Raw genomic sequence first — 24,763 nt, 5'->3', positions numbered from 1 at the left:
TAACGCGACCGGCGCCCCGGGAGTTGAGTCCGGTGCGCGCCGATACGACTCCCGCCCACCTCGTGCGCTCGGATGAGCACCCAGCGTCATGAGTGTGACGGCGCATGGTGTCGTCCGCCGCGTCGCGTGGCGACCTGTCGTACTCCTCGGGCAGGATGCACCTCATGCGTGCCGACCGTGCTGCCCGACCGACCCGAGTCGCCCGATGACCGACGCCGACCTCGACAGCCCGGGCGAGGCGGTCGGGCGGGTGCTCGGCACCGCCGACGCCACCCCGTTGCAGTTCTGGACGGCCGTGGCGCCCGGCAGCTACCTCCAACTCGACGACGTGGTGGTCACCCGACGGGAGCTGCCCAACCGGGAGCCGGTGACGATCGCCGGGGTGGTCACCCAGGTCCGCGCCCGCCACGAGGGCGCCCAGTTCGACTCCGACGTGTTCGCCATCGCCGACGGCACGCTGCCCGCCCAGGTGCAGGAGGCGGCCGAGATCACCACCACCCGGGTCGACCCCGAGCTCTACGTGCCGCCGACCCCCGGCGCGGTGGTGCACCGGGCCGAGGGCGACGCCCGGGCGCGCGCGCTGCACTTCGACCGGATGGAGCGACGCATCCCGATGGGGATGGGTCGGGACGGGGTCCCGGTCTATCTCAACGCCGACTTCCTCGACGGCAGCCGGGGCGCGCACGTCTCCATCTCCGGCATCTCCGGGGTGGCCACCAAGACCAGCTTCGCCACCTTCCTGCTCTACTCGGTGTTCCGCTCCGGGGTGCTGGGCGGCGACGCGGTAAACGCAAAGGCGCTGATCTTCAACGTCAAGGGTGAGGATCTGCTCTTCCTGGACCACCCCAACACCCGCCTCGACGAGCCGACCCGCGCGGCGTACGCGAAGCTCGGGTTGAGCGCCGGCGCCTTCCCCGACGTGCGGGTGTACGCCCCGCCCCGGGTCGGCGACTCGGCCGGCACGCCGGATGTGAGCAGCCGGCTCACCGGGGTCGATTCGTTCTACTGGACGCTCAGCGAGTTCTGCGCCGACCGCCTCCTGCCGTACGTCTTCGCCGACGCCGACGACGAGCGCCAGCAGTACACGATGGTGGTCCACTCGGTGGCCGCGCACCTGGCCCGCTACGCCCAGCCCGCCGACGGCGGGGTGAGCATCGACGGGGTCCGGCTCGGCTCCTACGGCGATCTGGTCGACCACATCGTCGATCAGCTCAACGACGACGAGACCCGCTCGGAGTGGGCGGGCAGCGCGGTGGGGCTGGGCACCGTCAACGCGTTCGCCCGGCGGTTGATCGGCAGTAAGAAGGACCTCGCCCGACTGATCCGCGGTGACCTCGCGACCCGCCGCCCGCACTCCATCAACACGAGCGAGTCGGCGCAGGTCACGGTGGTCGACCTGCACAACCTGCCGGACCGCGCGCAGCGGTTCGTGGTCGGTGTGACGCTCAAGAGCGAGTTCGAGCGCAAGGAGAAGTCCGGCACCGCCAAGCCGCTGCTCTTCGTCGTCCTCGACGAGCTCAACAAGTACGCCCCTCGGGAGGGCTCCTCGCCGATCAAGGAGGTCCTGCTGGACATCGCCGAGCGGGGCCGCTCGCTCGGGGTGATCCTGATCGGCGCGCAGCAGACGGCGAGCGAGGTGGAGCGGCGGATCGTCACCAACTCGGCGATCCGGGTGGTCGGCCGGCTCGACCCGGCCGAGGCGTCCCGCCCGGAGTACGGCTTCCTGCCGCCCGCGCAGCGCCAGCGGGCGTTGCTGGCCAAGCCGGGCACCATGTTCGTCAACCAGCCGGACATCCCGGTGCCGCTCTGCCTGGAGTTCCCGTTCCCGGCCTGGGCCACCCGGGTCTCCGAGGCGGGCCGGGCACCATCGGAGACGCTGCGCTCGATCACCCAGTCCGCCGACCCGTTCGCCGTGGTGGGCTCCGGCGGCGGCACCGACGACGACATCCCGTTCTAGGTAGGGGCCAGCACAGGTGAGCGCGAGGAGTGAGCTTGCGAGCCCCGCAGTCGCGAACGGAAGGCCAGCACAGGTGAGCGCGAGGAGTGAGCTTGCGAGCCCCGCAGTCGCGAACGGAAGGCCAGCACAGCCATGAAGATCCTGCACACCTCCGACTGGCACGTGGGAAAGGTGCTCAAGGGGCAGTCCCGGGCCGACGAGCACAAGGCCGTGCTGGCCGGGGTGATCGAGATCGCTCGTGCCGAACAGCCGGATCTGGTGATCGTCGCCGGTGACCTCTACGACACCGCCGCGCCCAGTTCGGAGGCGACCCGCCTGGTCACCCGGGCGTTGACGGCGTTGCGGCGGACCGGCGCGGACGTGGTGGCGATCGGCGGCAACCACGACAACGGCCCGGCGCTGGACGCGCTGCGCCCGTGGGCCGACGCCGCCGGCATCACGCTGCGCGGCGGGGTGCGGGAAAATCCGGACGAGCACGTCATCGACGGCACGACCGCCGGTGGCGAGCGGTGGAGGCTGGCCGCGTTGCCGTTCCTGTCCCAGCGGTACGCGGTGCGCGCGTTGGAGATGTACGAGCTGACCGCCGCGGAGACCAACCAGACGTACGCCGACCACCTGGGCCGGGTGCTGGGGCGACTGACCGAGGGTTTCACCGAACCGGACCGGGTGCACCTGGTCACCGCGCACCTGACGGTGACCGGCGCGGCCACCGGTGGTGGTGAGCGCGACGCGCACACCGTGTTGGGCTACGCCGTTCCGGCCACCGTCTTCCCGGCCACCGCGCACTACGTGGCGCTGGGTCACCTGCACCGGGCGCAGCGGGTCGCGGGCCCCTGCCCGGTGCGGTACAGCGGCAGCCCGCTCGCCGTCGACTTCGGCGAGCAGGAGAACGTCCCCTCGGTGACGATTGTCGAGGTGACCGCCAGCACCGCCGCCCGGGTGCGGGAGGTGCCGGTGACGGCGGCGAGCGCCCTGCGCACGGTGCGGGGCACTCTGGCCCAGCTCGCCGAGATCGAGGCACCGGACGCGTGGTTGCGGGTGTATGTGCGGGAGCAACCCCGCGCCGGCCTGCGCGAGGAGATCCAGGAGCTGCTCCCCCGGGCCCTGGAGATCCGGATCGACCCGGAGCTGTTGGCCGCGCCGGGCAGCGGCGCGCGCATCGCCCAGCGGTCGGGGCGTTCGCCCCGGGAGTTGTTCGCCGACTACCTGGACAGCCGGGGCCACGCCGACGAGGGTGTCCGGGAGCTCTTCGACGAGCTTTTCGAGGAGGTCGAGCACTGATGCGTCCGATGCGGTTGGACATGGCCGGCTTCACCGTCTTCCGGGACGAGACCACAGTCGACTTCACCGACGCCGACTTCTTCGCGCTGATCGGCCCGACCGGTTCGGGCAAGTCCACGGTGCTGGACGCCATCTGTTTCGCCCTCTACGGCATGGTGCCCCGCTGGGGTGGTGCCCGAGGGTTGGCGAACGCGCTCGCGCCGTCGGCGACCGAGGCGCGGGTGCGGTTGGTCTTCGAGTCCGGCGGTGCCCGGTACGTGGCGACCCGGGTGGTCCGCCGGGACGGCCGGGGCAACGTGAAGACGGCGAACGCCGGGTTGCAGCTGATGCCGGCCGGCTTCGACGTGACCAAACTGGACACCGGTCTGAGCCCGGACGACCTCGGCGAGGTGGTGGCCGGCACCCCCGCCGAGATGGAGCAGGCGGTGCTGGAGGCGGTGGGGCTGCCGTACGAGCAGTTCACCAGCTGTGTGGTGCTGCCACAGGGGCAGTTCGCCGACTTCCTGCACGCCAAGCCGGCGACGCGGCAACAGATCCTGGTCAACCTGCTGGGCCTCGGCGTCTACGAGGACGTGCAGAAGAAGGCGACGGCGCGTGCCGCGCAGGCGGAGGCCCGACTGGAGGCGGTCGACCAGGTGCTCGCCGGGTTGACTGGCGTGGACGACGAGGCGTTGGCCGAGGCCGACGCCCAGGTCGCCCGGATGGCCGAGCTGGCGGCCGCCGTGGCCGACGCGGTGCCGGAGCTGGCGGCGGCCCGGGTCACGGCACGGGAGGCCGCGGCGGCGCTGACCGCCCTGGACGACGAGTTGACCGTGCTGACCGGGGTACGCGCGCCGGGTGGGGTGGCCGAGGTCGCTCGCGCGATCACCGGGGCGCGGGCCGAGGCCGAGGCGGCGGTGACCGCTGTGTCGCTGGCCGAGGAGCGGGAGGAGAAGCTGCGCGGCGAGCTGGCCGGCACCGGTGACGAGAGCGCGCTGCGACTGCTGCTGCGGGCGTACGACGATCGGGACCGGCTGTCCGGCGAGGCCGACACGGTCCGCGCGACGGTGCGGGCGGCGAACGACGAGCACGCCACGGCGGTGGCGGCCCTGGCCGCCGCGCGCGTGGCCGCCGAGCGGGCGGACGCCGAGCTGGAGGCGGCCTTCCGGGCGCACGAGGAGGCGAAGGCCACCGACCTGGCGGTGAGCCTGCGGGTGCACCTGCAGGCCGGCGCGGCGTGCCCGGTGTGCGAGCAGCCGGTGGCCGAGGTGCCGGCGGTGCCGGCCGATTCGGCGGTGGCCGCCGCCACGGCGGCGGGCAAGGCCGCGCGGGCCGCGACCAAGGCCGCGCAGGCGACCGTGCAGCAGCGGGACACCGCGGCGCGTGAGCTGGAGCGGCTGCTGGTGCAGGCCCGAGCCCGGCAGGAGCAGGTGGAGGCCCGGCTGGCCGAACTGGACGGGCAGCTCTCCGGAGCGGCCGAGCCGGTCGTGCTGCGCCGGGAGTTGGCCGAGCACGCCCGGTTGCGGCGCGCGCTGGAGGAGGCGGCCACGGCGGTCCGGGCCGGGCGTGAGACCGCTCGGCAGGCGCGGGCCGGGGTGGACGCCGCCGAGGAGCGGCTGCGGGCGGCGTGGCGGGCCTTCGACACCGCCCGGGACGGATTGGCCCGGTTCGGTCCACCGGCGACCGATCGGGACGACGTGGCCGCCGCGTGGGCGGCGCTGACCGACTGGGCGACCACCGAGGCGGACCGCCGCCGCGCCGACCGGGCCGGTCGGGCCGCCGCCGTGGCGGAGGCCGAGTCGGTGGCCGACGGGGTGCAACGGGCCATCGCGGCCATCTTCGCCGCCGCCGACGTGCCGGTCGGGGACGACCCGGTGCACGCGGCGACCGTGGCGGTGGAGCGGGCCGACGCCGACCGGCGGCGGCTGCACGAGCGTCGCGAGCAGGCCGGGACGTTGCGCGAGCAGCGGGCGGGGCACGAGCGGGAGGCGCAGGTGGCGCGCGCGCTCGCCGGGCACCTGCGGGCCAACAACTTCGAGCGGTGGTTGCTGGCCGAGGCGTTGGACCTGCTGGTCGACGGCGCGTCGAGGATCCTGCGGGAGCTGTCCTCCGGGCAGTACGAGCTGGTGCACGACAAGGGCGAGTTCGTGGTGGTCGACCACCACGACGCGGGGCTGCGGCGGGGGGTGCGCACCCTCTCCGGCGGTGAGACGTTCCAGGCATCGCTGGCGTTGGCGTTGGCGCTGTCCGAGCAGTTGGCCGGGATGTCCACCACGGCGGCGAGCCTGGAGTCGATCGTCCTGGACGAGGGTTTCGGCACGCTCGACGCTGCGACCCTGGACACGGTGGCCGCGACCTTGGAAAACCTGGCGGCGCGGGGCGATCGGATGGTCGGCGTGGTCACCCACGTGCCGGCGTTGGCCGAGCGGATCCCGGTCCGCTTCGAGGTGCGCAAGGATGCCCGGTCGGCCCGCGTCGAGCGGACCGGCCGGTGAGCGCGAGGAGTGCAGCGCGGATGGGACGGACCAGCCGGTGAGTGACCCCGCGTTCTTCGTGGATTCGTGGGATCCGGCGTACGGGGCGTCGTTCGAGGCGTCCGCCGCCGGCCCGGCCGCGCCGAGCAGCGCCCAGGTCGACGCGGACGTGGAGTTGCCCGCCGTTGACTGGCGGGCCATCGGGGTACGCCAGGGGGTGCGGGCGCCCGACGTGGTGTTGCTTGTCGACGGGGTTCGCCGCATCGACGCGAGCATCTGGACGGCCGAGACCGACGGTGTGTCGTTCCCCGGGTTGGCCGCCTCGTACGCGGCCGGGGTGGTCCGGTGCGACCTGGGTCGGGGTGCGGCGCAGTTGGCGGGCACCCGGGTGGGTCGGGGTCTGTTCACCGCGAGCCCGTCGGCGCAGGATGTGGTGGCGGGCGCGATCCGTTACCCGGTGCACCGGGTGGGTGGCACCGGGGAGCTGGCGAAGCTGCCGGCCGCCGTGCAGGGTCCGCTGACCGCGTTGGAGGTGGCGGTGTCCGACGCCGCCCGGGTCGACGGTGATCTGTTGGTGGTGGACGGCCCGTTGCGCAGTCGTCGGCAGTTGCCGCGCACCCTGGGTTACATCAAGACGCAGCACAGCCAGTATCTGGATGCCCGGCTGACCGCCGTGGTGACGGGTCTGGCGTCGGGTGAGCGGTCCCCGGTGTTCCGGCTCGGCACCGCCTGGGGTGGTTGGTCGTGGTATTTGCGGTTGCCGGTGGCGATCGGCGCGCCGTGGGCGGGCATCGTCCGGGTGGAGTGCTCCGCCGACCTGCCCGTCGAGGCGGCGATCGAGTTGGCCGACCTGTCGTTGGTGACCCTGCCGCGGTTCGCGTCGACCCCGTACAAGGATCCGCGGGCCCCGCAGAACCTGATCCCGATCGCCGGCCTGGAGCGACGACTGCGGGCCCTGCTCGGCGATTCCCGGCTGCTGCACCGTGCGTTGACCGCTGCGGCCCGCGCCGCCCGATGAGCGCGGATACTGGTTCCAATGGGACGTAAACGGGCGGGTGACCGGGTGGTCGAGCAGGTGGACACCGGGCTGGCGGAGCTCGTCCCGGCTCCGGACCGGGCCGGCTCGTGGACGCTGCTGCTGGACGGCGCGCCGCAGTCGCACGTCGACTTGACCGACCCCACCCACCTGGAGTTCGAGTACGTGCGGCGGCTGGCCGCCGCGGTGGATCTGATCGCTCCGGCCGGGGAGCCGCTGCGGGTGTTGCATCTGGGTGGTGGCGCCCTGACCCTGCCGCGGTACGTCTCCGCGACCCGACCTGGCTCGACCCAGCGGGTGTCCGAGGTGGACGGGGCGCTTGTGGAGTTGGTCCGTCGGGCGTTGCCGTGGCCGTCCGACGCCCGGTTGCGGGTCCGGGTGGAGGACGCCCGGGCGGTGCTGGCGTCCAGCCGGGAGGCGAGCTACGACGTGGTGGTCGCCGACGTGTTCGCCGGTGCGCGCACCCCGGCGCACCTGACGTCGGTGGAGTACGCGGCCGAGGTGGCCCGGGTGCTGCGCCCCTCCGGTTGGTACCTGGCGAACCTGGCCGACGGCCCGCCGTTGCGGCACGCCCGTGGGCAGGTCGCCACGGTCCGTTCGGTGCTGCCGCAGGCCTGTCTGGTCGGGGACGCCGCGGTGCTGCGCGGGCGCCGGTACGGCAATCTGGTGCTGGTCGCCGGGCGGTCCACACCGCCGGTGCCGGAGCTGACCAGACGCGCCGCCGGCGACTGGTTCCCCGGCCGGGTGGTGGCCGGCGACGAGCTGGATCGCTTCGCCGGTGGAGCGCCTGTCGTGCGGGATGCGGACGCGACGGGCTCCGATCCGCCACCGCCGGGGTTGTTCTCGGTACGCCGCTGATCGTCCACTCGTCCGCGCCGCAGAAGTTTTTTTCGCCGTTTGTTGATCCGTTGGGGCCGGTGTTGCGTACCACCGGGCGGCCCACCTCGTGGGCCGGCGTTGGTCACGGACATCCCGGAGGTCTGCATGCACGCGGTGGCGGCCGGTTGGCATGGCGACGCGGTACGCGTTGACTGGTTGTCGGCGCGACCGTCGTCACGGTCAACCTCGTCTGCCCGAGGGGTCGACGCGCGGGCGACGCCTCGCCAGAATGGTCCGGTGACGCCGCGACCGGCGCCCGGGCGCCATCAGGCGACGTCAACCGAGGCCAGCCACTCCGACCAGTTGATCCGTCAGCTCTATGCCGAGCACGCCGGCCCGCTGCTGATGTTCGTCATGCGCCTCACCGGGGGGGACCGGCAGCGCGCGGAGGACATCGTCCAGGAGACGCTGCTGCGGGCCTGGCGCAACGCGCACCGCCTGGGCACCCAGGGGCAGGGGTCGTTGCGGCCGTGGTTGGTCACGGTGGCCCGCCGCATCGCCATCGACGAGCACCGCAGCCAGGAGGCCCGGCCGCCGGAGACGTACGACCGGGACCTCACCGCGTTCGCCGAGGCGGACAGCACCGACCGGGTGCTGCGCACCATGACGGTGGCGGACGCCCTGCGTACGCTCAGTCAGTCGCACCGGGAGATCCTGATCTCGACGTACTTCCGGGGGCGGACGGTGCCGGAGGCCGCCGAGGAGTTGGGCCTGCCGCTGGGCACCGCCAAGTCGAGGGTCTACTACGCGCTGCGCGCGCTGCGCACGGCTCTGCAGGAGCGGGGGGTGACAGAATGAGCCGGCCGGACCACATGGACGTCGCGGCGTACGCGCTCGGTGTGCTCGATGAGCAGGACACTGAGCGGTTCGAGGAACATCTCGCCACCTGCTGGGCGTGCGCGGCCGAGTTGGAGACGATGGTGCCGGTGGTGGGGCTGCTCTCCGACATCGACGGCGAGACGATGATGGCGCTGGAGCAGACGGCGACCGACCCGGCCCTCCTGGACCGGACGCTCGGTGCGGTCCGGGCCCACCGGCGGCGTACCCGGTTTCGGCAGATGCTCGCGACGGCCGCCGCGGTGGTGGTCTTCGGCGGTCTGAGCGGGTACGGCTTCGTCAGCGTGACAGGTAACGAGCAGTCGCCGGGGGTGCTCGCCGAGTCGACGCCGAGCGCGCCCAACGACCCCCCGACGAGCGTGCCGACGGCCGCTCCGAGCGGCCCGGGTGTGGGCGGCACCGAGGTGGAGGGCGACCAGGTCGAGGCGACCGACCCGACCACCGGTGTGCAGACCACCATGTTCCTGGTGACGAAGGACTACGGCACCCGGATCAATTTCAGCCTGCGGAAGCTGCCCGGCCCACGCGTCTGCCGGCTGGTGGTGGTGCGCAAGAACGGCGGCACCGAGGTCATCTCGAGTTGGTCGGTGCCGGATGGTGGTTATGGCACCAACACGCGACCGCAGGGTCTCGAACTGAGTGCCTCGACGTCGGCTCTGCCGAAGGACATCAAGCAGCTCCAGGTGCAGTCGGTGGATGCCAACGGTGTGGCGAGTCCGCTGGTCACCGTACCCATGTAAGCCGCGCCTACCGCATCGGCGTCGGTCATTGTCACAATGACCGGCGCCGATCTGTCTTTGCGTTGAGGGGCCCTCGCGGGGGCGTACGCAGCACGGCCGGAAACGGTTCAATCGGTTTACGTGAAATTGACCACTGTTACTACTTCAACCTTGACAGCCTGCCCGCCGTACCTATGGGTGAACTGTCAAGAATGAGGAGGGCACGTGGCACAGATGAAGCGGACCGTCATCGTCGCGAGCGCGATGGTCGCACTAACGGCCTGCGCTCCCGCGGGTTACGACGGGGCGAACTCGAGCGCGGCCGAGCCGGTCGCCGTCGCCGCGGCCGAGCCCACCGCGACGGTTGAACCTGAGGCCTCGGCGTCCGCGGAGGCGCCGGCCGCCGACGCCCCGCCCGCGGACGTCGACCTGACGGAGAAGTTGGTAGGTAAGAGTGTCGCCCGGATGGGCAAGGTGGTCGTCGACCAGGACGGCTGGATCCTGTACCGCTTCGACAAGGACACCGCCGACCCGCCGTCGTCGAACTGCGTCGACAAGTGCGCCGAGGTGTGGCCCCCGGCGCTGACCGACGGCAACCCGCAGCTCACCGGCGTCTCCGACGACAAGGTCAGCAGCGTGACCCGGCAGGACGGCACCCGTCAGCTCACCGTCGGCGGCTGGCCGGTCTACCGCTACATCGGTGACAAGAAGCCCGGCCAGTGGAAGGGCCAGGCTGTCGGCGGCACCTGGTTCGTGGTCCAGCCGGACGGCAAGAAGAACCTGAGCTGCCTGCCCAAGGGCACGCCCAAGGCGGTCGCACCGCCGGCGGACAGCGGCTCGAACGACGCAGGCGGCTCGGGCTACTCGTACTGAGCCCGATCGCCCCTGAGGGCACGGTGGTCGGTCGTCGCCGGGGAGGGCGCGGCCGGCCACCGTCGTGTCCGGGATGGGTTCAGGCTCGTTCCCACGGGCTCGGCACCGGGAAGTACGTCTCCAGGAACGGGATGAGCAACGCCATCTGCCCGTCGAGGTCCTCCTCGACGGAGAACGCGTCGTTCAGGCAGAACACCTGCCGGTCCCGGCGGGCGAGCAGGTGAGCCAACCGGGCGGGTGTGTCCGGGTGGGACAGCTCGGCGATGGTGTACCGCAGGTCCCCCGGCGCCGCGCGACCGGTGTGGAACGCGTAGTAGTGGTGCAGCGACGAGGCGACCGACAGGTCATCCATGCTGCGGAACTGACTCGCCGCGGTCCGCCGGTACTGCTGCGGGAACGTCTGCTCGATCTCCTGGAGCACGCTGCGCCGCAACGCGTGCGGCATGTGCTTCATCTTCTGGGTCAGCACGGTGCCGAACCGCTCCGCGATCAACGCCCGGTTGTTCTTCCCGGCCGCCGACGACGGGATGTCCCCGGCCGCGGGTGGGCCCGGCGGCACCAGCGCCGGTGAGGGGAAGAACCGGGAGATGCCGTTGGCCAGGAAGAAGTCCTGAGGCAGCACCTCGGTGCCGAGGAAGACGTCGTCGTTGAAGTACAGGAAGTGCTCGGAGAGCCCGTCGATGTGGTGCAGCTGACTCTCGATGGCGTGCGAGTTGTAGGTCGGCAGCACCGTCGGGTCGGTGAAGATCTCCCGGTGGCTGACCACCCGCAGCCCGCTGGCGGACGGGTCCAGCCAGGTCGGCACCTGATCGTCGGTCACCACGTAGACATGGCGTACCCAGGGCGCGAACAGGTGCAGCGACCGGAGCGAGTAGCGCAGCTCGTCGCGGCTGAGGAAGCGGGCCGCGCTGGCCGCCTCCGCGTGGTACGGCACCCCGGCCACCTCGGCCCGTCGACGTAGCCAGGCCGGGTCGGTGCCGTCGACCCAGGTGTAGACCACGTCGACCGGGAACGGCACGTCGTCGGGGCGCGGCGCGGCGAACTCCTGTCGGGTCCAGGCGGTCGCCGGCGCGGACGGGGACGCCAGGCCGGTGAACCGCGACTCCGGTACGAGGACCAGCGGCGCCGCCACCGTCACCTGTCCGGCGACGGAGTTGGGCCGCGGCGCGACGAGCGTGTCGCCCTCCCGGATCCAGAACTCGACGTCGCACCCGTACTCCTGCCCCAGCACCAGCCGTCGCTGGGGGTCCGTCCAATACCAGGTCAGCCGCAACACCGGGGCGTCCGCCAGCCGTTCCCAGGTCTTCGGTTCGAATCCGGCGGCCGGCTGCCCGGTGCCGCCCGGCACGGAGACGTAGCCGGGGACCCGGCCGCAGGCGGCGGCGAGCGCGGCGTACGACCGCGCCCGGTGCTCGGCGGCGACGGCCACCACCGACGATCGGGCGCTTTCGCCGCGTACCCGGAAGTGGGGTACGCCGGCCTCGTCGAGCGCCGCCGTCACCGCGCTGAGATTGTCCAGTCGTGCCATCAGGGGTGTGACCGACGCCCCGATCCGGGCCACCCGGGGTCCCCGGTCGGCGCTGACGACCACCCGGTCCGCGCCGGCCAGCAACTCCGGCTGGCGGCGGGCCAGCCGTTCGCCCCGGCGCTCGGAGACGTGACCGTCCCGCGCGGCCCGGGCGACCCACTGCTTCAGCTGGTGCCGCGCCCGGGGGCTCACCTTCGTCGCGATGGCACGCCGGGTCTGCGGGCTCAACACCCGGCGGTACACCTCCACGAACCCGGTGGGTTCGGCGAGCGCGCGGGGCGGCTCCCCCGACGGGGGCGTCGGGCCGGTCACCGCTGCGGCCCCGGCAGCGCCGCGATGGCGGCGGCGACCCGCTGGGAGTTGTTGCGGTCCTGAACGGCGAAGAAGTCGGCTGCCCGGCGCGAGTACTCCTCCTCGCGGACACACCCGTTCTCCAGGTAGCGGACGATCGCGTTCACCGTCTCCTCCGCGGTCGCGCAGACCGGGCCGAACCCGTGCTCCTCGTGCTCGAAGTAGCCCTTGCGGTAGCCCCCGATGGAGAAGTACTCCTCCTTGTCGAAGTGGGCGTAGATCAGCGGAGTGCCGAGGTAGGCGACGTCGAAGGCGGTGGACGAGTAGTCGGTGATGAAGAGGTCGCACTGCCGCAGGGCGTCCTGCACGCTGCGCTGCGTCTGGTCCACCACCGAGAACGCGGGGTCCGCCGGCACCATCGCCGTCGACACGTTCCGCATCTCGTAGTGCGGAAGGAACTCCAGGGTGTAGCCGTGCCGCCGCAGGCTGAGTCGCAGCTCCTCGCTGCCGAACAGCTCGCCCAGGAACCGGGCGTACCCGGACGTGTCGAACGGGAACTTGGGACGCAGCGCGGGGTTGTACGACGGACTGACCAGGTAGCTGCGCCAGGTGGGCATCAGCAGAATCCGCCGCCCACCTCGCTCCGGGACCAGTGCGTCGAAACGCGGGAAACCCAACCGCTGGGCGGCGTCGCCGTAGTCGAACTGCTTCGACACGTACTCGGCCTCCTGGCCCGCCGCGGCGACGAACAGGTCGACGCCGGTCTTGGCCCGGTGCAACCCGCCGCTGACGTCCTTGTCCGTGACGCCGTGCTGCAGGAAGACCCGGGCCGGGCCGATCCGCCAGTTGAGGTGCTTGAGGTACGGCCCGCGATCCCAGCCGGACGGCAGCATGTACGAGTCGATGTCGTAGGAGTTGATCAGCTTGGTGGCGTGCAGCATGAGGAACTTGTGCCGGAACGAGTCGTACGTGACGACGTTGCCGAGCCCACGCAGTCGCTCCCGGTCCGGGCTGTCGCTGGCTATCACGTAGTAGGCGTTCCGCCTGCGCTCGACCTTGCGGAGGTGGCGGAACAGGTGCCAGGAGTTGTCCTGTGCGGTGTCCTTGCGTTCGCCGACGAGCCAGATGTCGCGCCCACGCATCAGCGGCTCGGTGATCAGGCGCAGCAGGCGCTGCTTCCAGAAGGGTCGACGGGAGACGGCGTGTCGGAGGTCCTTGCGCACCAGCATCCGCCGCCACCGGCGCCGACCCTCGGCGCCACCGCCCCGCTGTACCAGCAGATTTGCGTTCTCCCGGCCGTCGAAACCCGGAAGGATTCGGGTGTCCCCGGCGAGCTTCGTCACCGCGTCACGCAGGAAGGCCGCGGAGATCAGACACTGCCGGGACGCCTGACCCGTCTCGGTCAGGAAGACGAGCCGCAGGAGGTGGCTGCCGGTGCGCATCTGCGCGACGGGCACCTCGGCCACGAACCCGGACCACTCCCGGCTGTCGTCGGCGGACTTCAGATCGCTGCGCCGCTCCAGGGTGGCGGGCACCGTCAGCTTGCTGCCCCGCAACCGCAGCGCGAGGGGCGTACGCATCGGTCGGTGCATGGGCAGGCCGTTGATCTGCACGTGCCCGGACAGCTTGAGGGCTTCCCCGGACTCGGTCAGCCGCGCCTGCTCCAACCGCACGGAGACCGCGCTCACCCTGGTCAACGGAAGGAGAGCCGGGGTGACCGGGTAGTCGAGGTGCAGCTCGCCGCCGCAGGCGACGACGCCCTGCACCCGTTCCCAGGGGCGTGCGAACAGGTCGAAGTCATAGGTCTTGAAGGCGAGGTAGGCCACCCGGTGCCGGGTGTCGGCGCTCCAGCGGGCGATGAATGCCGGATCGACGTCCTGGTAGATCTGGGTGCACTTCTCGAAAATCCGCCACAGCGCGGCGTCGTCGAACAGGGTGTGTGCCCGCATCGCGAAGCCCTGGTAGCTGCGCACCAGGAAGCGTTCCAGCACCTCGCGGCGGAAGACGTCCAACTCGGGCCGCAGAGCGGCGAGGGTCTCGCAGAGCTCCAGGTGGTCCCAGTAGTTCTGCTCCCGGAGGAACAGGTTGTCCATGATGGAGTTGCCGGTGTCCCGGCGGCGGTACTGGTAGACGACTTCGTCGACCAGGGCGATGCGCTCGGCCTTGAGCAGCATCGGGATGGCCAGGAAGGCGTCCTCGAAGTGGACCCCCTCGCGGAACCGCAGGCCCTGCTGGCGCAGTTGGGCGAGGTCGTACAGCTTGTGGCACGGGCCGGCGTCGAAGATCAGATCCGGCGCGTCGACGACGGTCTCCAGCAGCCGGTCGCCCTTGCCGAACGGCTTCTTCCAGAGGAACGCGGTCGGCTTCGGGAAGGTGTCCATGTCGCCGATGGCGATGCTCGCCTTGTGGGTCACGATCGCCTTGAGCAGCACCTCGATGGCGCGCGGCGGCAACAGGTCGTCGGAGTCGACGAACGCCACGTACGGGGTGTCGGCCAGGTCGAGCGCCACGTTGCGGGCCGCGCCCGGGCCGCTGTTGCGCTGTTGCAGCGCTGTCACGTTGGGGTGCTCCGTGGCGAACTGCTTGGCCAGCAGGTCGGAGCCGTCCGTGCTGCCGTCGTCGACCAGGATGACGTGGCACTGGCTGAAGACGGTCTGCGCCGCGATCGACTCGAGCGTCTCGGGCAGGTAGTCCGCGACGTTGTAGACCGGGACGATGATCGTGACCTGCGGGGCGGGGTCTACCACTCTGGGCTCCACTGGAGAGGGTGCGGGAAACGCGGGGGGAACATCGGCACGCCGGGCTGGCACGGGCTCACTCGTCGCGCCGGAGCAGGACGGCCTTGAAGTCGGTGACCGTGTTGAGCATGTTGTTCGGCATGGTGGGGGCGTCGACGGGTGCGCGCCGGCGAGCGTCCTGCACCGGGCGGTACGAGCGCCGCCACAGCTCCCCGGCACCGACGTTCCGCCGTTCCGCCACCACGTCGTCCGGCAGCTCGAACGGGGCGGGGAAGGGCAGGTAGCGCGGCAGGAAGTCGGCCAACATCCGCTCCTGCTCGGCGAACGACCGAGGGTCGGAGTCGGTGTCGTTGAGGCAGAACACGTCGCGGTGCCGGCGGGCCAACAGCTCGGCCAGCCGGGCGGGGGTCGAGGGGTGGCCCAGGTCGGCGTACTCGTACTCGATGTCGCCGGGGACGGCCTGCGCGGTCAGGAACGCCCAGTACTGGTGCAGCGACGACGGGATGGACAGGTCGCCGTGGTGCCGGAACCGGTGCCGCGCGGTGGCCATCACCTCGTCCGGCAGCTTGCCCTCGATCTGCTGCATGATGCTGCGGCGCAGCGCGAACGGGGTGTGCTTCATCTTCTGCGTGATGGTCACGCCGAACTGCCGCTGGATGTGCCGACGGTTGTTCTTGCCGGCGGCTTTCACCGGCGGGTCCTCCGGCTTCGCCTCCCCGAGGCCGAACTGGGCCGGCGAGGGGAAGAACTTCGCGATCCCGTTCGCGTGGAAGAAGTGGTTCGGCAGCAGCGGACGACCGAGGAACACGTCGTCGTTGAGGTAGAGGAAGTGTTCGGCCAGGCCGTCGATGCGGTGCAGCCGGGACTCGATGGCGTGCGAGTTGTACGACGATCGGCCACCGAGGTCGGCGAAGAGTTCGGCGTGCGAGATGACCGTGATCATCGGGTGGCTCGGGTCGAGCCAGCTCGGCAGTTGACTGTCGGTGATCAGGAAGATCCGCCGCAGCCAGGGCGCGAAGCTGTGCAGCGACCGCAGCGAATACCGCAGCTCGTCGCGGTTGTGGTAGCGCGAGGAGTTCGCGGCGACCGCGTGCAGCGGGCCGTCGGGGGCGCCGAGCGCCAGCGACTTCCGCTTCAGCCACTGTGGGTCGGAGCCGTCCACCCAGGTGTAGACGGCGTCGATCGGGAAGCCGATCCGGTCCGGCGCTCGGACGGCCAGGTCTCGGCGGGTGCCGTAGGTGTGGTCGTCGGCCTCGGGCACGAAGTGGCTCATCAGCGCCGCTGCCACCCGGACCGGCTGTGCCCGGGCGGGCGCCTCGTCGACGACCCCGTTGCGCCGAGGAGCGCGGACCATGTCTCCGTGCCGGCTCCAGAACTCGATCTCGCACGCGTACTGGGCGCCGAGGACCACACCGGCGCGGGCATCGGTCACCGGGAAGCAGACCTGGATCACCTCGGTCGGGGCAACGTCCGGCTGGTCCCGACGGGGCTGCACCTGCACGACCCGGACGTCCGCGCCGGACAGTGCCGGCGCGGAGCGGATCAGGCGTTGTACCGCCGGCCGGTGGTCGTCGAGGACCGCGACGGTGCTGCGCAGGTGGTCGTCGTTACGGATGCAGTGGTATTCGATGCCGGCGGTGTGCAGCGCCGTGGTGACGGCGGTGAGGTTGCGGTGCCACTGCTCCAACGGCGTGGCCGCGGCGACGACCTCGGCCCGGGTTCGGACGCCACCGTCGGTCACGGCCACCCGGGCGCCGAGGGGATGCACGGTGTCGCCGCCGCGCGGCCGGGAGAGCGTCTGCACCAGGCCGATCCGCCGGTGCGCGGGCAACAGGCCCAGCAACCGCCGCCGTGCCGGCGACGGCAGGAGTCGATAGATCTTCAGGGCGATCACGCGCTGGGCCGTCCGCTCGCAACGGCCCGCTCGTCAGCGGGCGGCACCCGTCAGCCCTGCGAACGGGTAGCGGGCTGACATCCCACTCGCGATGATTCGACACACGCTCGTGCGGCCATCACTGCATGCCTTTCCACAACCCCCGTTGACACTGCGTGACGATCGGGCGTCGGCCGGGACCGCCTGGTGGCGACCGTCGGCGGACACCGATCTCCGGGCCGGACCGCGCTCGTCCGCGAGTGCGAAGGATACTGGCCGCCGCAGGTGGCCCGGGGCAGTGAGTTTACCTGCAGGCCATCAAACAACCACATTGTCGATACCTGGCCCACCGCCAAAAATGGCATAAGGGCCCTATGCACCTATTCGCGAGAATAATCCTGGCCATTCGGGTGGTTCAACGACACCGGGACGGTCGGCCGAACGTACCCTCGCGAAGCTCCTCAACCGCGCTCGGGACCGGTACGGCGGTCGTCAGCCCCCACCCTGACCTGGCAGAGTAGCGGGGTGACCGAGACCGAACCCGCCGCGACCAGGGTGCTGCGCCCACCGGTCGGCTACCGGCTGGCCGCTTCGGTCCGCGCGCTCACCTTCAGCCCGTACGACCCGTGCGCCCGGGTGGCAGCCGGCACCTTCTGGTGGGCCAGCCGTACCCCGGACGGTCCGGCCACACTCGCCCTGCGGCCGGCCGGCGGCGAGTTGCTCGCCGAGGGGTACGGGCCCGGCGCCGAGCACGTCCTCGCCCGCGCCGACGCGATCGCGGGGCTGCGCGACGACCTGACCGGCTTCACCGAGCTGGCCTCGGCGCACCCGCTGGTCGCCCGGCTGGCCCGGGAACACCGAGGGCTCCGGATGCCCGCCACCGGGCAGGTCTTCCCCCGGCTGCTACGCGCGGTCTTCGAGCAGAAGGTCACCGGCAAGGAGGCCTACCGGGCGTACGCGGCGACGGTGCGGCACTTCCGGGAGCCGGCTCCCGGCCCGTTACAGCCGCTGCTCCTGCCGCCCGAGGCAGCCGCGGTGGCCGCGACCCCGTACTGGGTGTTCCACCCGTTCGGGGTGGAGCAGCGCCGGGCCGACACGCTACGTCGCGCCGCGGCGCTCGCCGACCGTCTGGAGCGCAGCACCGACACCACCGACGCCACCCGCCGGCTGACCGCGATCCCCGGCATCGGGCCGTGGACGGCCGCCGAGGTGGTCCGGATCGCGTACGGGGACCCGGACGCGGTAAGCGTCGGCGACTACCACATCCCGAACACGGTGGCCTGGGCGCTCGCCGGCGAACCGAGGGGCGACGACGCCCGGATGGTGGCCCTGCTGGAGCCGTTCCGAGGTCACCGGGGCCGGGTGTGTCTGCTGCTGGAGGCCGCCGGCATCCGGGCGCCGAAGTACGGCCCGCGCGCCCCGATCCGCTCGTTCGCCAGGTTCTGAGCCTCTCCGGCCGGACGGCGGTCAGCGACCCGCGCAGAGCCGACGCAGGGTGCGCCCGAGCCACCAGGCGTAGGAGTGCTGCACGGCCCGAACCGCCGGGCCCGCGGCCTGGGTGAACCACCGGTCCGGGAGGCTGAACGCGCGGACCTCGAACCAGACGGCGCCGGCGTCGTCGCGGGCGACCTCGAACGCCTCCTCGCCCCGCTCCGGGTGCCCGGGCAGGGTGCCGTAGCCGAAACCGGCGAGCGTGGGCGAGTCCGCACTCCAGACCACCTGGCACGGCCCCCAGAGGCGGGCCGGGCCGACGCCGAGGCCGGCGGTCACCAGCACACCGTCGGTGGCCCGCGGCGCGTCGGTGCGCATCCGGACGCCGGCAGCGCGGTGCAACCGCCAGCTCAACACCGCGTCGGCCGCTGTCTCGAAGCAGCCGCCGGGCAACGGATACCTGCGGCGCAGGTGGTGGTACCCGTCGGGCAGCGGCCCGCGCCGGGTCGACCCCACCTCCGGGTACGTCAGCTCGGCCACCGTGCCCCCTCGACCTCGACCGGACAGGGGTCAGGGTACGGCCGGCGGGGTCGGGTCGCCCGTCTCCCGCTCGCAGCGACGCCTGAGCCCGTCGGCCTCCATCCGCACGTAGCGGCGGAACAGCCCGCCGTACAGCCAGCCGATCAGGCCCGCCAGCGGACCGGACTGGTTGATGACCAGCTCGACGCGGGTACGCCCGTCGGGGAGCGGCAGCAGCCGGTGCTCCCCCGTGGTCCGCACACCCGGCGCGTCGGAAACCCAGACGAACTCCCGCCGCTCGGTCAGCTCGGTGACCCGCCACACCGCCGGCCGCAGCTTCGGCTGGGTCAGTCGTGCGGTCGCGCCGACGGCGAGCGGCCCCGGCTCCCCCCGCTCGGCCCGGGTCACCGAGGCCGTCCATTCGGGCCAGCGCGGCACGTCGACAAGCACCGCCCAGACCCGCTCGGCATCCGCGGTGATCTCGGTATCGGCCTCGAACCGCATGGTGTCCCCTCCCCGGCGGCGCCGCTCGGCGTCGCCAGGGGTGCAGACGAGGCCGCCGAAAGCATTGTGACACCGGCGCTCACCCCCGTCCGACCCTCCTCAGTGGAGGTGGACGCGGTGTGGCCACCCCGTGGCTACCGGCCACCGACCGCCGCGCCCGCCGCGCGGATCAGGCGGCCTCGTGCAGGTCGGCCAGGGTGAGCGGGGTACGCCGACGCAGCAGCTCCTCCAGCTCCGGCACCGAACCGACCTCGCCGAGCACGTTCCGCCCGCCGCCGAACCGCTCCGGGTAGCGGCGGGTCAGCCGGAAGCGATAGCGGCCCCGGATCAGCTCGACGCTCACCCGCCACCGCCCGCAGCAGTCACAGACCCACTCGGACACCTGGCGAAAATAGCTCTGACCTGGGGTTATTCGATTCGCCCGGTCGGGACGAGCGACGCGTGGGCGGACACGCCGCCCCGGCCCGCGCGGTGATCTGCCTCACGACTGTCGGCACCGTCTGATTGACTGGTCGGCGTGGACCTGCCGATCAACCCGCCGGTCGAGCCGATGCTGGCCAAGAGCGTTCCCAAGCTGCCCACCACACCCGGGGTGACCTACGAGCCCAAGTGGGACGGGTTCCGGTGCATCGTGTTCCGCGACGGCGACGAGGTCGAGTTGGCCAGCCGGGGCGGCAAGTCGATGACCCGCTACTTCCCCGAGGTGGTCGAGCAGGCACGCCGGCAGTTGCCGGAGCGGTGCGCGGTCGACGGTGAGTTGATCGTGATTCGCCGCGACGGGCCTTCCGGCCAGCCCCGGCTGGATTTCGAGCTGCTGGCCCAGCGCGTCCACCCGGCCGCGTCCCGGGTGAAGATGCTGGCCGAGACCACCCCTGCCGACTTCGTCGCGTTCGACCTGCTGGCGATCGGTGACGAGGCCCTGCTCGACAAGCCCTACCCGCGCCGCCGGGAGCGGCTGGTCGAGGCGCTGGCCGGGGTGCGTCCACCGGTGCACGTCACCCAGGTCACCACCGATCCGGACACCGCGCGTCGCTGGTTCGACGTGTTCGAGGGCGCCGGGCTGGACGGTTTGATCGTCAAGCCGGCCGACCTGCCGTACGAGCCGGGCAAGCGACTGATGTTCAAGGTCAAGCACGCCCGCACCGCGGACGCGGTGGTGGCCGGCTTCCGCTGGCACAAGTCCGGTCCGGTGGTGGGCTCGCTGCTGCTCGGCCTGTATGACGACGCCGGGGTCCTGCACCACGTGGGTGTGAGCGCGTCGTTCAGCATGGCCCGCCGCGCCGAGTTGCTCGACGAGCTGGCGCCCTATCGGGACATTGGCGGTGAGCACCCGTGGGTGCACGGCGACCACGAGCGCGGCCAACGCATCCCGGGTGGAGTGAGCCGGTGGACCGGCACGAAGAACCTGGAGTGGGAGCCGGTGCGCCCGGAGCTGGTGGTCGAGGTGGGCTACGACGCGATGGAGGGCGAACGGTTCCGGCACACCGCCCAGTTCGTTCGGTGGCGGCCGGACCGCGACCCCCGATCCTGCCGTTACGACCAGCTCGACCGGCCGATCCGCTTCGACGTCGACCAGGTGCTGCGCGGCGACCCGACGGCCACCGTGGACCGAGCCGCCACCGGCTCGGCGTAGCCTGGCCGTCGACCCGATCCCGGAGGACCACGTGACCCGCACCGCCGACCAGCCTCGGATGGCGACCAGCCGCCGGGTCCGTCGCACTCTGGCCGCCTTCGGCGTCGCCGCGCTGCTCAGCGCCGGCTGCACGCTGCCGGCGTTCGCGCCGCGCACCGAGGTGGAGGGTGCGGCCGCTCCGACCGGCACCGCACCGAACTGGCGGCCCTGCCCGGAGGTGGCCGACGAGTTGGTCGGGCGGAGCGCCCCGAACATGCGCTACGAGTGCGCCCGCATCGCGGTGCCTCGTGACTGGGGCACCGGCGGCGGGGCGAGCGCCGGTCCGGGTGCCGGGCAGACCTTCGAGATCGCCCTGCTGCGCGCCCGGTCGAGCAGGCAGCGCGACCGGGTGGGCTCGTTGGTGGTCAACCCCGGCGGCCCGGGCGGCTCCGGCGTCGACACCGCCGTCTACCTCTCCTTCGGCCCCCAGTTCGGCGGGCTGCCCACCTCGATCACCGAGCGCTTCGACATCGTCGGCTTCGACCCGCGCGGGGTTTCCCGGTCCAGCCCGGTGAAGTGCATCTCCGACTCCGACCTGGACGCCAGCTTCGGCTTCGACCCGGACCCGGCGAGCCAGTCGGCATTCGACGGCTTCGTCGGCCTCAGCCAGCGGATCGGGCGCGGCTGCGGCGATCGTTACGGCGACCAGTTGCCGCTGTTCGGCACCGAGCAGGCCGCCCGCGACATGGACGCGGTACGCGCCGCCGTGGGCGACGACAAGCTCACCTACCTGGGCTACTCGTACGGCACCCTGCTCGGTGCCACGTACGCCCAGCTCTACCCGCAGCGGGTGCGGGCGCTGGTCCTCGACGGCGCGGTCGACCCGCAGCAGCGGCTGGTCGAGGGCTCGGAGAGCCAGGCCCGCGGCTTCGAACGGGCCTTCACCAACTTCACCCGCTGGTGCGCGGCGAACGCCGGCCGGTGCCCGATCGCCCCGGACGCGCGCGCCGCGGTCACCTCCGCCATCGACAAGGCCAAGGTCTCCCCGGTACGCGGCGCGGACGGGCGGGAGGCCACCGCCGGCTGGGTGTTCTACGCCGTCATCTCCTCGCTCTACACCGAATCCGGCTGGCAGGAGCTGGCCCGGGCGATCGACAAGCTGGCCGAGGGCGACCCGAAGGACGTGTTCCGGCTCGCCGACGCGTACGCCGGCCGGGAGGACGACGGGCACTACTCGAACCTGTTCGACGCCAACCTGGCCGTCAACTGCGCCGACGAGACGGAGAAGCCGAGCCGGGAGCAGATCCGGCAGTTGCAGTCCGAGTGGCGCGGGAAATACCCGTTGTTCGGTCCGGCGTTGGCGGTCGGCATGTTGAGCTGCGTGGAGTGGCCGGGCGGGCGTGACCCGTACCCGACCGGGAAGGCGAACGGCGCGCCGCCGATCGTGGTGGTCGGCACCACCGGCGACCCGGCGACACCGTACGAGCAGACCCCGCGGCTCGCGTCGATGCTGGGCGTCGGTCGCGTGCTCACCTGGGAGGGTGAGGGGCACACCGCCTACCCGCAGACGTCCTGCATCACCAACGCGGTCGACGCCTACCTGCTGGACCTGACGGTCCCTCGGGAGGGCCTGCGCTGCCCGCCCCGCTGACCGTCGTGGCAGGCTCACCGGCATGACCGACGTGATCTACCGGGAGGCGGTCCGGGTTGACCTGCCCGCCGTCATCGCCCTGCTCGCCGACGACGTCCTGGGCAAGGCCCGCGACTTCACCCAGGTCGACGACGCGTACGAGAGGGCGTTCGCGGCCATCGACGCGGACCCGCGTAACCAGCTGATCGTGGCCGAGCAGGATGGTGAGCTGGTCGGCTGCCTGCAGATCACCTACATCCCGGGCCTGGGTCGGCACGGCGGCGAGCGATCGTTGATCGAGTCGGTCCGGGTCCGGTCCGACCGGCGTGGCCAGGGGCTGGGCCGGGACCTGATGACCTGGGCGGTCGACCAGGCCCGGCAGCGCGGCTGCGCGCTGGTGCAACTCACCACCGACAAGACCCGCACGGACGCGCACCGCTTCTACCTGGGCCTCGGCTTCGTGGCCAGCCACGAGGGCATGAAACTCGCGCTCTGACCCCGCCGACGGGGAGAGCCCGTCGGCCGCCGTCAGCCCTGTGGCTACCTCCGGCGTGCGGTGGCGGCCCAGGTCCCTGGTTGCCCGTGCGCCACTGTCGAGCTGCCCCAGAGCTGGGGCAGCGACAGGCGGCGGTGGCGGCAGGAGGGCACGAGCCCTCACACCCAGCACCCGGCCCGCACACCCCACGCCAACCGCGCGACCCATATCTGGGGCAGCTCGACAGGGAGCGAACACACCAGGGCTAGGGCGTGTGTCGACGCCCTCGGTCGAGCCGAGGCGGAGTCCAGACGGCGGCCCGTGGTCCTGGCCGGTGGCCCGCCGGCCACGGACCACGGACCACGGCCCAGGACCACGGGCCGAGGGGCAGCGTCAGCCGTCGACCAGGCGACCGTCGCGCAGGACGAGCACCCGGTCGGCGAGGTCGATCAGGGCCGGGTCGTGCGTGGCCACCAGGGCGGTCATGCCGCGGGCGTGCACCACCGCGCGCAGCAGGTCCATGATGGACCGGCCGGTCTCCGAGTCGAGCTGGCCGGTGGGCTCGTCGGCGATGAGCAGGTCCGGCTCGTTGGCCAACGCACGGGCCACCGCGACCCGCTGCTGCTGGCCGCCGGAGAGCTCGTACGGCCGCTGCGCGGCGTGCCCGCCCAGGCCGACCAGTTCCAGCAGCACCGCGACGCGCTCTTCCCGCTCCGCGGCCGGCACCTGCGCCAGCCGCAACGGCACGCCCACGTTCTCGGCGGCGGAGAGGATCGGCACCAACCCGAAGGTCTGGAACACGAACCCGACAGTGCCCCGGCGCAACCGCAGCAGCTCGGCCTCCCCGGCAGAGGTCACCTCGTGCCCGGCCACCACCACCTGACCGCTGTCCGGCCGGTCCAGCCCGCCGATCAGGTTCAGCAACGTGGTCTTGCCGGCACCGGACCGACCTCGGATGGCGACCAACTCGCCCCGGTTGGCCGTGAACGACACGTCCCGCACCGCGTGCACGGCGTGCTCACCCCGGCCGAAGGTCCGGCTGACCCCACTGACCCGGACCACCTCCTCGGGATGCGCCGAGGGCGCACCGCTGAACCCGGCCCCGCCGGTCACCACCATGTCCTGCCGGCTCATGCCCGCGTCCCCCGCTCGTCCGAGGCCCGCTCGCCGGGCCGTACCTGCACATGGTCCGGCTCCAGGTCGAGCCGGACCCGCTCCTTCAGCGAGAGCGCGTCGACGAAGGCCGCGGGCAGCTGCATCCGACCGTTGCGGTCCAGCACCGCGTACTCCTCGCTGACCAGCTCGGTGTTGCCGTCGGCGTCGGTCCGCGCGGTCCGGCGTACCTCGGAGGCGGTCCGACCGTCGCGGATCGCGACGGTCCGGCGGACCTGCGTGGCCACGGCGTGGTCGTGGGTGACGACCACGATGGTCACGCCCAGTTCCGCGTTGATGGTGCGCAGCGCCGCGAAGACCTCCGCGCCGGTCGCCTCGTCCAGCTCACCGGTCGGCTCGTCGGCGAAGAGCACCTCCGGGTCGTTGGCCACCGCCACCGCCACCGCGACCCGCTGCTGCTCGCCACCGCTGAGCTGGCCCGGCCGCCGGTCGGCGCAGTAGCCCACGCCGACCAGGTCGAGCAGTTCCCGGGCCCGCTCGCGGCGGGCCTTGCCGTTGCGCTTGCCGGCCAACTGCATGGGCAGCTCGACGTTCTCCAGCGCGTTGAGGTACGGCAGCAGGTTGCGGCCGGTCTGCTGCCAGACGAACCCGACCAACTGCCGGCGGTAGCTGAGCCGTCGTTTGGCGGACAGCGAGAGCAGGTCGTAGTCGGCCACCCGGGCGATGCCGGCGGTCGGGGTGTCCAGGCCGGAGAGGATGTTGAGCAGGGTCGACTTGCCCGACCCGGAGGCGCCGACGATCGCCACCAGCTCACCCCGGTCGATGACCAGGTCGAGCCCCTGCAGGGCGACCACCTCCACCCCCTCGGTCTTGAAGATGCGCACCAGGCCGTCGCAGACGATGTGCCCGCGTAGGCGGTCCTGCCCACCGGCCCGCTCGGCGGCACGTTGCGCGGCCCGCTGTTGCAGGGCGGCCAGGTCAGGCGCCACTGGAGTCTGGGCGGTAGCGGTCATC

General features: G+C 72.2%; 20 protein-coding genes. 12 read left to right on the top strand and 8 right to left on the bottom strand.

All coding sequences use genetic code 11. From position 1 onward, the window contains the following. Positions 1-205: 205 nt before the first annotated feature. The 8 genes from ACLQ3B_RS31460 to ACLQ3B_RS31425 all read left to right on the top strand — a co-directional run bounded on the left by ACLQ3B_RS31460 (position 206) and on the right by ACLQ3B_RS31425 (position 10,035). On the top strand, positions 206-1,957 hold the full coding sequence (locus ACLQ3B_RS31460; RefSeq protein ID WP_425784300.1) for an ATP-binding protein: 1,752 nt from the start codon (positions 206-208) through the stop codon (positions 1,955-1,957). 132 nt (positions 1,958-2,089) lie between these two features. Next, complete coding sequence (locus ACLQ3B_RS31455; RefSeq protein ID WP_425784299.1) at positions 2,090-3,238, top strand: exonuclease SbcCD subunit D; 1,149 nt, start codon at positions 2,090-2,092, stop codon at positions 3,236-3,238. Beyond that, positions 3,238-5,712, top strand: a complete 2,475-nt coding sequence (locus ACLQ3B_RS31450; RefSeq protein ID WP_425784298.1) for an AAA family ATPase — start codon at positions 3,238-3,240, stop codon at positions 5,710-5,712. Before ACLQ3B_RS31455 ends, ACLQ3B_RS31450 begins: the two co-directional genes overlap by 1 nt. Positions 5,713-5,749: 37 nt before the next feature. Further along, positions 5,750-6,709, top strand: a complete 960-nt coding sequence (locus ACLQ3B_RS31445; protein ID WP_425784297.1) for a hypothetical protein — start codon at positions 5,750-5,752, stop codon at positions 6,707-6,709. An 18-nt stretch (positions 6,710-6,727) separates the two neighbouring features. Beyond that, a complete protein-coding gene (locus tag ACLQ3B_RS31440; RefSeq protein ID WP_425784296.1) occupies positions 6,728-7,585 on the top strand; it encodes a spermidine synthase in 858 nt (285 codons plus the stop codon). A 126-nt stretch (positions 7,586-7,711) separates the two neighbouring features. Next, entirely contained in the window at positions 7,712-8,404 is a 693-nt protein-coding gene (locus ACLQ3B_RS31435) for a sigma-70 family RNA polymerase sigma factor (RefSeq protein WP_425784295.1), read from the top strand. Then, positions 8,401-9,183, top strand: a complete 783-nt coding sequence (locus ACLQ3B_RS31430) for an anti-sigma factor family protein (protein WP_425784294.1) — start codon at positions 8,401-8,403, stop codon at positions 9,181-9,183. Before ACLQ3B_RS31435 ends, ACLQ3B_RS31430 begins: the two co-directional genes overlap by 4 nt. Positions 9,184-9,387: 204 nt before the next feature. Beyond that, positions 9,388-10,035, top strand: coding sequence for a hypothetical protein (locus ACLQ3B_RS31425; RefSeq protein ID WP_425784293.1), 648 nt, complete (start codon positions 9,388-9,390; stop codon positions 10,033-10,035). A 79-nt stretch (positions 10,036-10,114) separates the two neighbouring features. Here the strand turns inward: ACLQ3B_RS31425 and ACLQ3B_RS31420 are convergent, their stop codons facing one another. The 3 genes from ACLQ3B_RS31420 to ACLQ3B_RS31410 all read right to left on the bottom strand — a co-directional run bounded on the left by ACLQ3B_RS31420 (position 10,115) and on the right by ACLQ3B_RS31410 (position 16,486). Beyond that, the gene (locus ACLQ3B_RS31420) at positions 10,115-11,875 is read right to left on the bottom strand and encodes a stealth family protein (protein ID WP_425784292.1); all 1,761 of its coding nucleotides are present in this window, start codon (positions 11,873-11,875) and stop codon (positions 10,115-10,117) included. Further along, entirely contained in the window at positions 11,872-14,601 is a 2,730-nt protein-coding gene (locus ACLQ3B_RS31415) for a bifunctional glycosyltransferase/CDP-glycerol:glycerophosphate glycerophosphotransferase (RefSeq protein ID WP_425784291.1), read from the bottom strand. The genes ACLQ3B_RS31420 and ACLQ3B_RS31415 overlap by 4 nt, the downstream gene beginning before the upstream one ends. A gap of 67 nt (positions 14,602-14,668) precedes the next feature. Continuing rightward, the gene (locus tag ACLQ3B_RS31410; RefSeq protein ID WP_425784290.1) at positions 14,669-16,486 is read right to left on the bottom strand and encodes a stealth family protein; all 1,818 of its coding nucleotides are present in this window, start codon (positions 16,484-16,486) and stop codon (positions 14,669-14,671) included. 504 nt (positions 16,487-16,990) lie between these two features. Between ACLQ3B_RS31410 and ACLQ3B_RS31405 the strand changes: the two genes are divergently transcribed. Next, positions 16,991-17,911, top strand: a complete 921-nt coding sequence (locus ACLQ3B_RS31405; RefSeq protein WP_425784289.1) for a DNA-3-methyladenine glycosylase family protein — start codon at positions 16,991-16,993, stop codon at positions 17,909-17,911. 21 nt (positions 17,912-17,932) lie between these two features. On the opposite strand, the gene ACLQ3B_RS31400 is transcribed toward ACLQ3B_RS31405, so the two are convergent. The 3 genes from ACLQ3B_RS31400 to ACLQ3B_RS31390 all read right to left on the bottom strand — a co-directional run bounded on the left by ACLQ3B_RS31400 (position 17,933) and on the right by ACLQ3B_RS31390 (position 19,301). After that, positions 17,933-18,436 (bottom strand): DUF1990 family protein, encoded by a 504-nt coding sequence (locus ACLQ3B_RS31400; RefSeq protein WP_425784288.1) that lies wholly within the window; start codon positions 18,434-18,436, stop codon positions 17,933-17,935. Between the two features lie 30 nt (positions 18,437-18,466). Beyond that, positions 18,467-18,919: an SRPBCC family protein gene (locus tag ACLQ3B_RS31395; protein WP_425784287.1), complete on the bottom strand. Its 453-nt coding sequence runs from the start codon at positions 18,917-18,919 to the stop codon at positions 18,467-18,469. 169 nt (positions 18,920-19,088) lie between these two features. Next, positions 19,089-19,301, bottom strand: a complete 213-nt coding sequence (locus ACLQ3B_RS31390) for a hypothetical protein (protein WP_030336201.1) — start codon at positions 19,299-19,301, stop codon at positions 19,089-19,091. 135 nt (positions 19,302-19,436) lie between these two features. Here ACLQ3B_RS31390 and ACLQ3B_RS31385 point away from each other — a divergent pair, with 135 nt between their 5' ends. The 3 genes from ACLQ3B_RS31385 to ACLQ3B_RS31375 are packed head-to-tail and all read left to right on the top strand — an operon-like array spanning position 19,437 to position 22,657. Then, the gene (locus tag ACLQ3B_RS31385; RefSeq protein ID WP_425784286.1) at positions 19,437-20,552 is read left to right on the top strand and encodes an ATP-dependent DNA ligase; all 1,116 of its coding nucleotides are present in this window, start codon (positions 19,437-19,439) and stop codon (positions 20,550-20,552) included. Positions 20,553-20,610: 58 nt separating this feature from the next. Next, positions 20,611-22,182, top strand: coding sequence for an alpha/beta hydrolase (locus ACLQ3B_RS31380; protein WP_425784442.1), 1,572 nt, complete (start codon positions 20,611-20,613; stop codon positions 22,180-22,182). 22 nt (positions 22,183-22,204) lie between these two features. After that, the gene (locus tag ACLQ3B_RS31375; RefSeq protein ID WP_425784285.1) at positions 22,205-22,657 is read left to right on the top strand and encodes a GNAT family N-acetyltransferase; all 453 of its coding nucleotides are present in this window, start codon (positions 22,205-22,207) and stop codon (positions 22,655-22,657) included. 372 nt (positions 22,658-23,029) lie between these two features. Here the strand turns inward: ACLQ3B_RS31375 and ACLQ3B_RS31370 are convergent, their stop codons facing one another. Beyond that, on the bottom strand, positions 23,030-23,755 hold the full coding sequence (locus ACLQ3B_RS31370) for an ABC transporter ATP-binding protein (protein ID WP_425784441.1): 726 nt from the start codon (positions 23,753-23,755) through the stop codon (positions 23,030-23,032). An 11-nt stretch (positions 23,756-23,766) separates the two neighbouring features. Then, positions 23,767-24,762 (bottom strand): ABC transporter ATP-binding protein, encoded by a 996-nt coding sequence (locus tag ACLQ3B_RS31365; RefSeq protein WP_425784284.1) that lies wholly within the window; start codon positions 24,760-24,762, stop codon positions 23,767-23,769. Position 24,763: the final 1 nt, after the last annotated feature.

Source organism: Micromonospora sp. DT53, assembly GCF_049841535.1.
In the GTDB taxonomy this organism is placed as follows: Bacteria; Actinomycetota; Actinomycetes; order Mycobacteriales; family Micromonosporaceae; genus Micromonospora.
Note: the sequence above shows the minus strand (reverse complement) of the source record. Positions and strands in the feature narration are given on the sequence as shown.

Bases quoted from the DNA above. Each gene is read 5' to 3' on its own strand.
- ACLQ3B_RS31460 (WP_425784300.1), top strand. From the start codon at position 206: ATGACCGACGCCGACCTCGACAGCCCGGGCGAGGCGGTCGGGCGGGTG.
- ACLQ3B_RS31455 (WP_425784299.1), top strand. From the start codon at position 2,090: ATGAAGATCCTGCACACCTCCGACTGGCACGTGGGAAAGGTGCTCAAG.
- ACLQ3B_RS31450 (WP_425784298.1), top strand. From the start codon at position 3,238: ATGCGTCCGATGCGGTTGGACATGGCCGGCTTCACCGTCTTCCGGGAC.
- ACLQ3B_RS31440 (WP_425784296.1), top strand. From the start codon at position 6,728: ATGGGACGTAAACGGGCGGGTGACCGGGTGGTCGAGCAGGTGGACACC.
- ACLQ3B_RS31435 (WP_425784295.1), top strand. From the start codon at position 7,712: ATGCACGCGGTGGCGGCCGGTTGGCATGGCGACGCGGTACGCGTTGAC.
- ACLQ3B_RS31430 (WP_425784294.1), top strand. From the start codon at position 8,401: ATGAGCCGGCCGGACCACATGGACGTCGCGGCGTACGCGCTCGGTGTG.
- ACLQ3B_RS31395 (WP_425784287.1), bottom strand. From the start codon at position 18,919: ATGCGGTTCGAGGCCGATACCGAGATCACCGCGGATGCCGAGCGGGTC.
- ACLQ3B_RS31380 (WP_425784442.1), top strand. From the start codon at position 20,611: ATGGCGACCAGCCGCCGGGTCCGTCGCACTCTGGCCGCCTTCGGCGTC.
- ACLQ3B_RS31375 (WP_425784285.1), top strand. From the start codon at position 22,205: ATGACCGACGTGATCTACCGGGAGGCGGTCCGGGTTGACCTGCCCGCC.
- ACLQ3B_RS31370 (WP_425784441.1), bottom strand. From the start codon at position 23,755: ATGGTGGTGACCGGCGGGGCCGGGTTCAGCGGTGCGCCCTCGGCGCAT.
- ACLQ3B_RS31365 (WP_425784284.1), bottom strand. From the start codon at position 24,762: ATGACCGCTACCGCCCAGACTCCAGTGGCGCCTGACCTGGCCGCCCTG.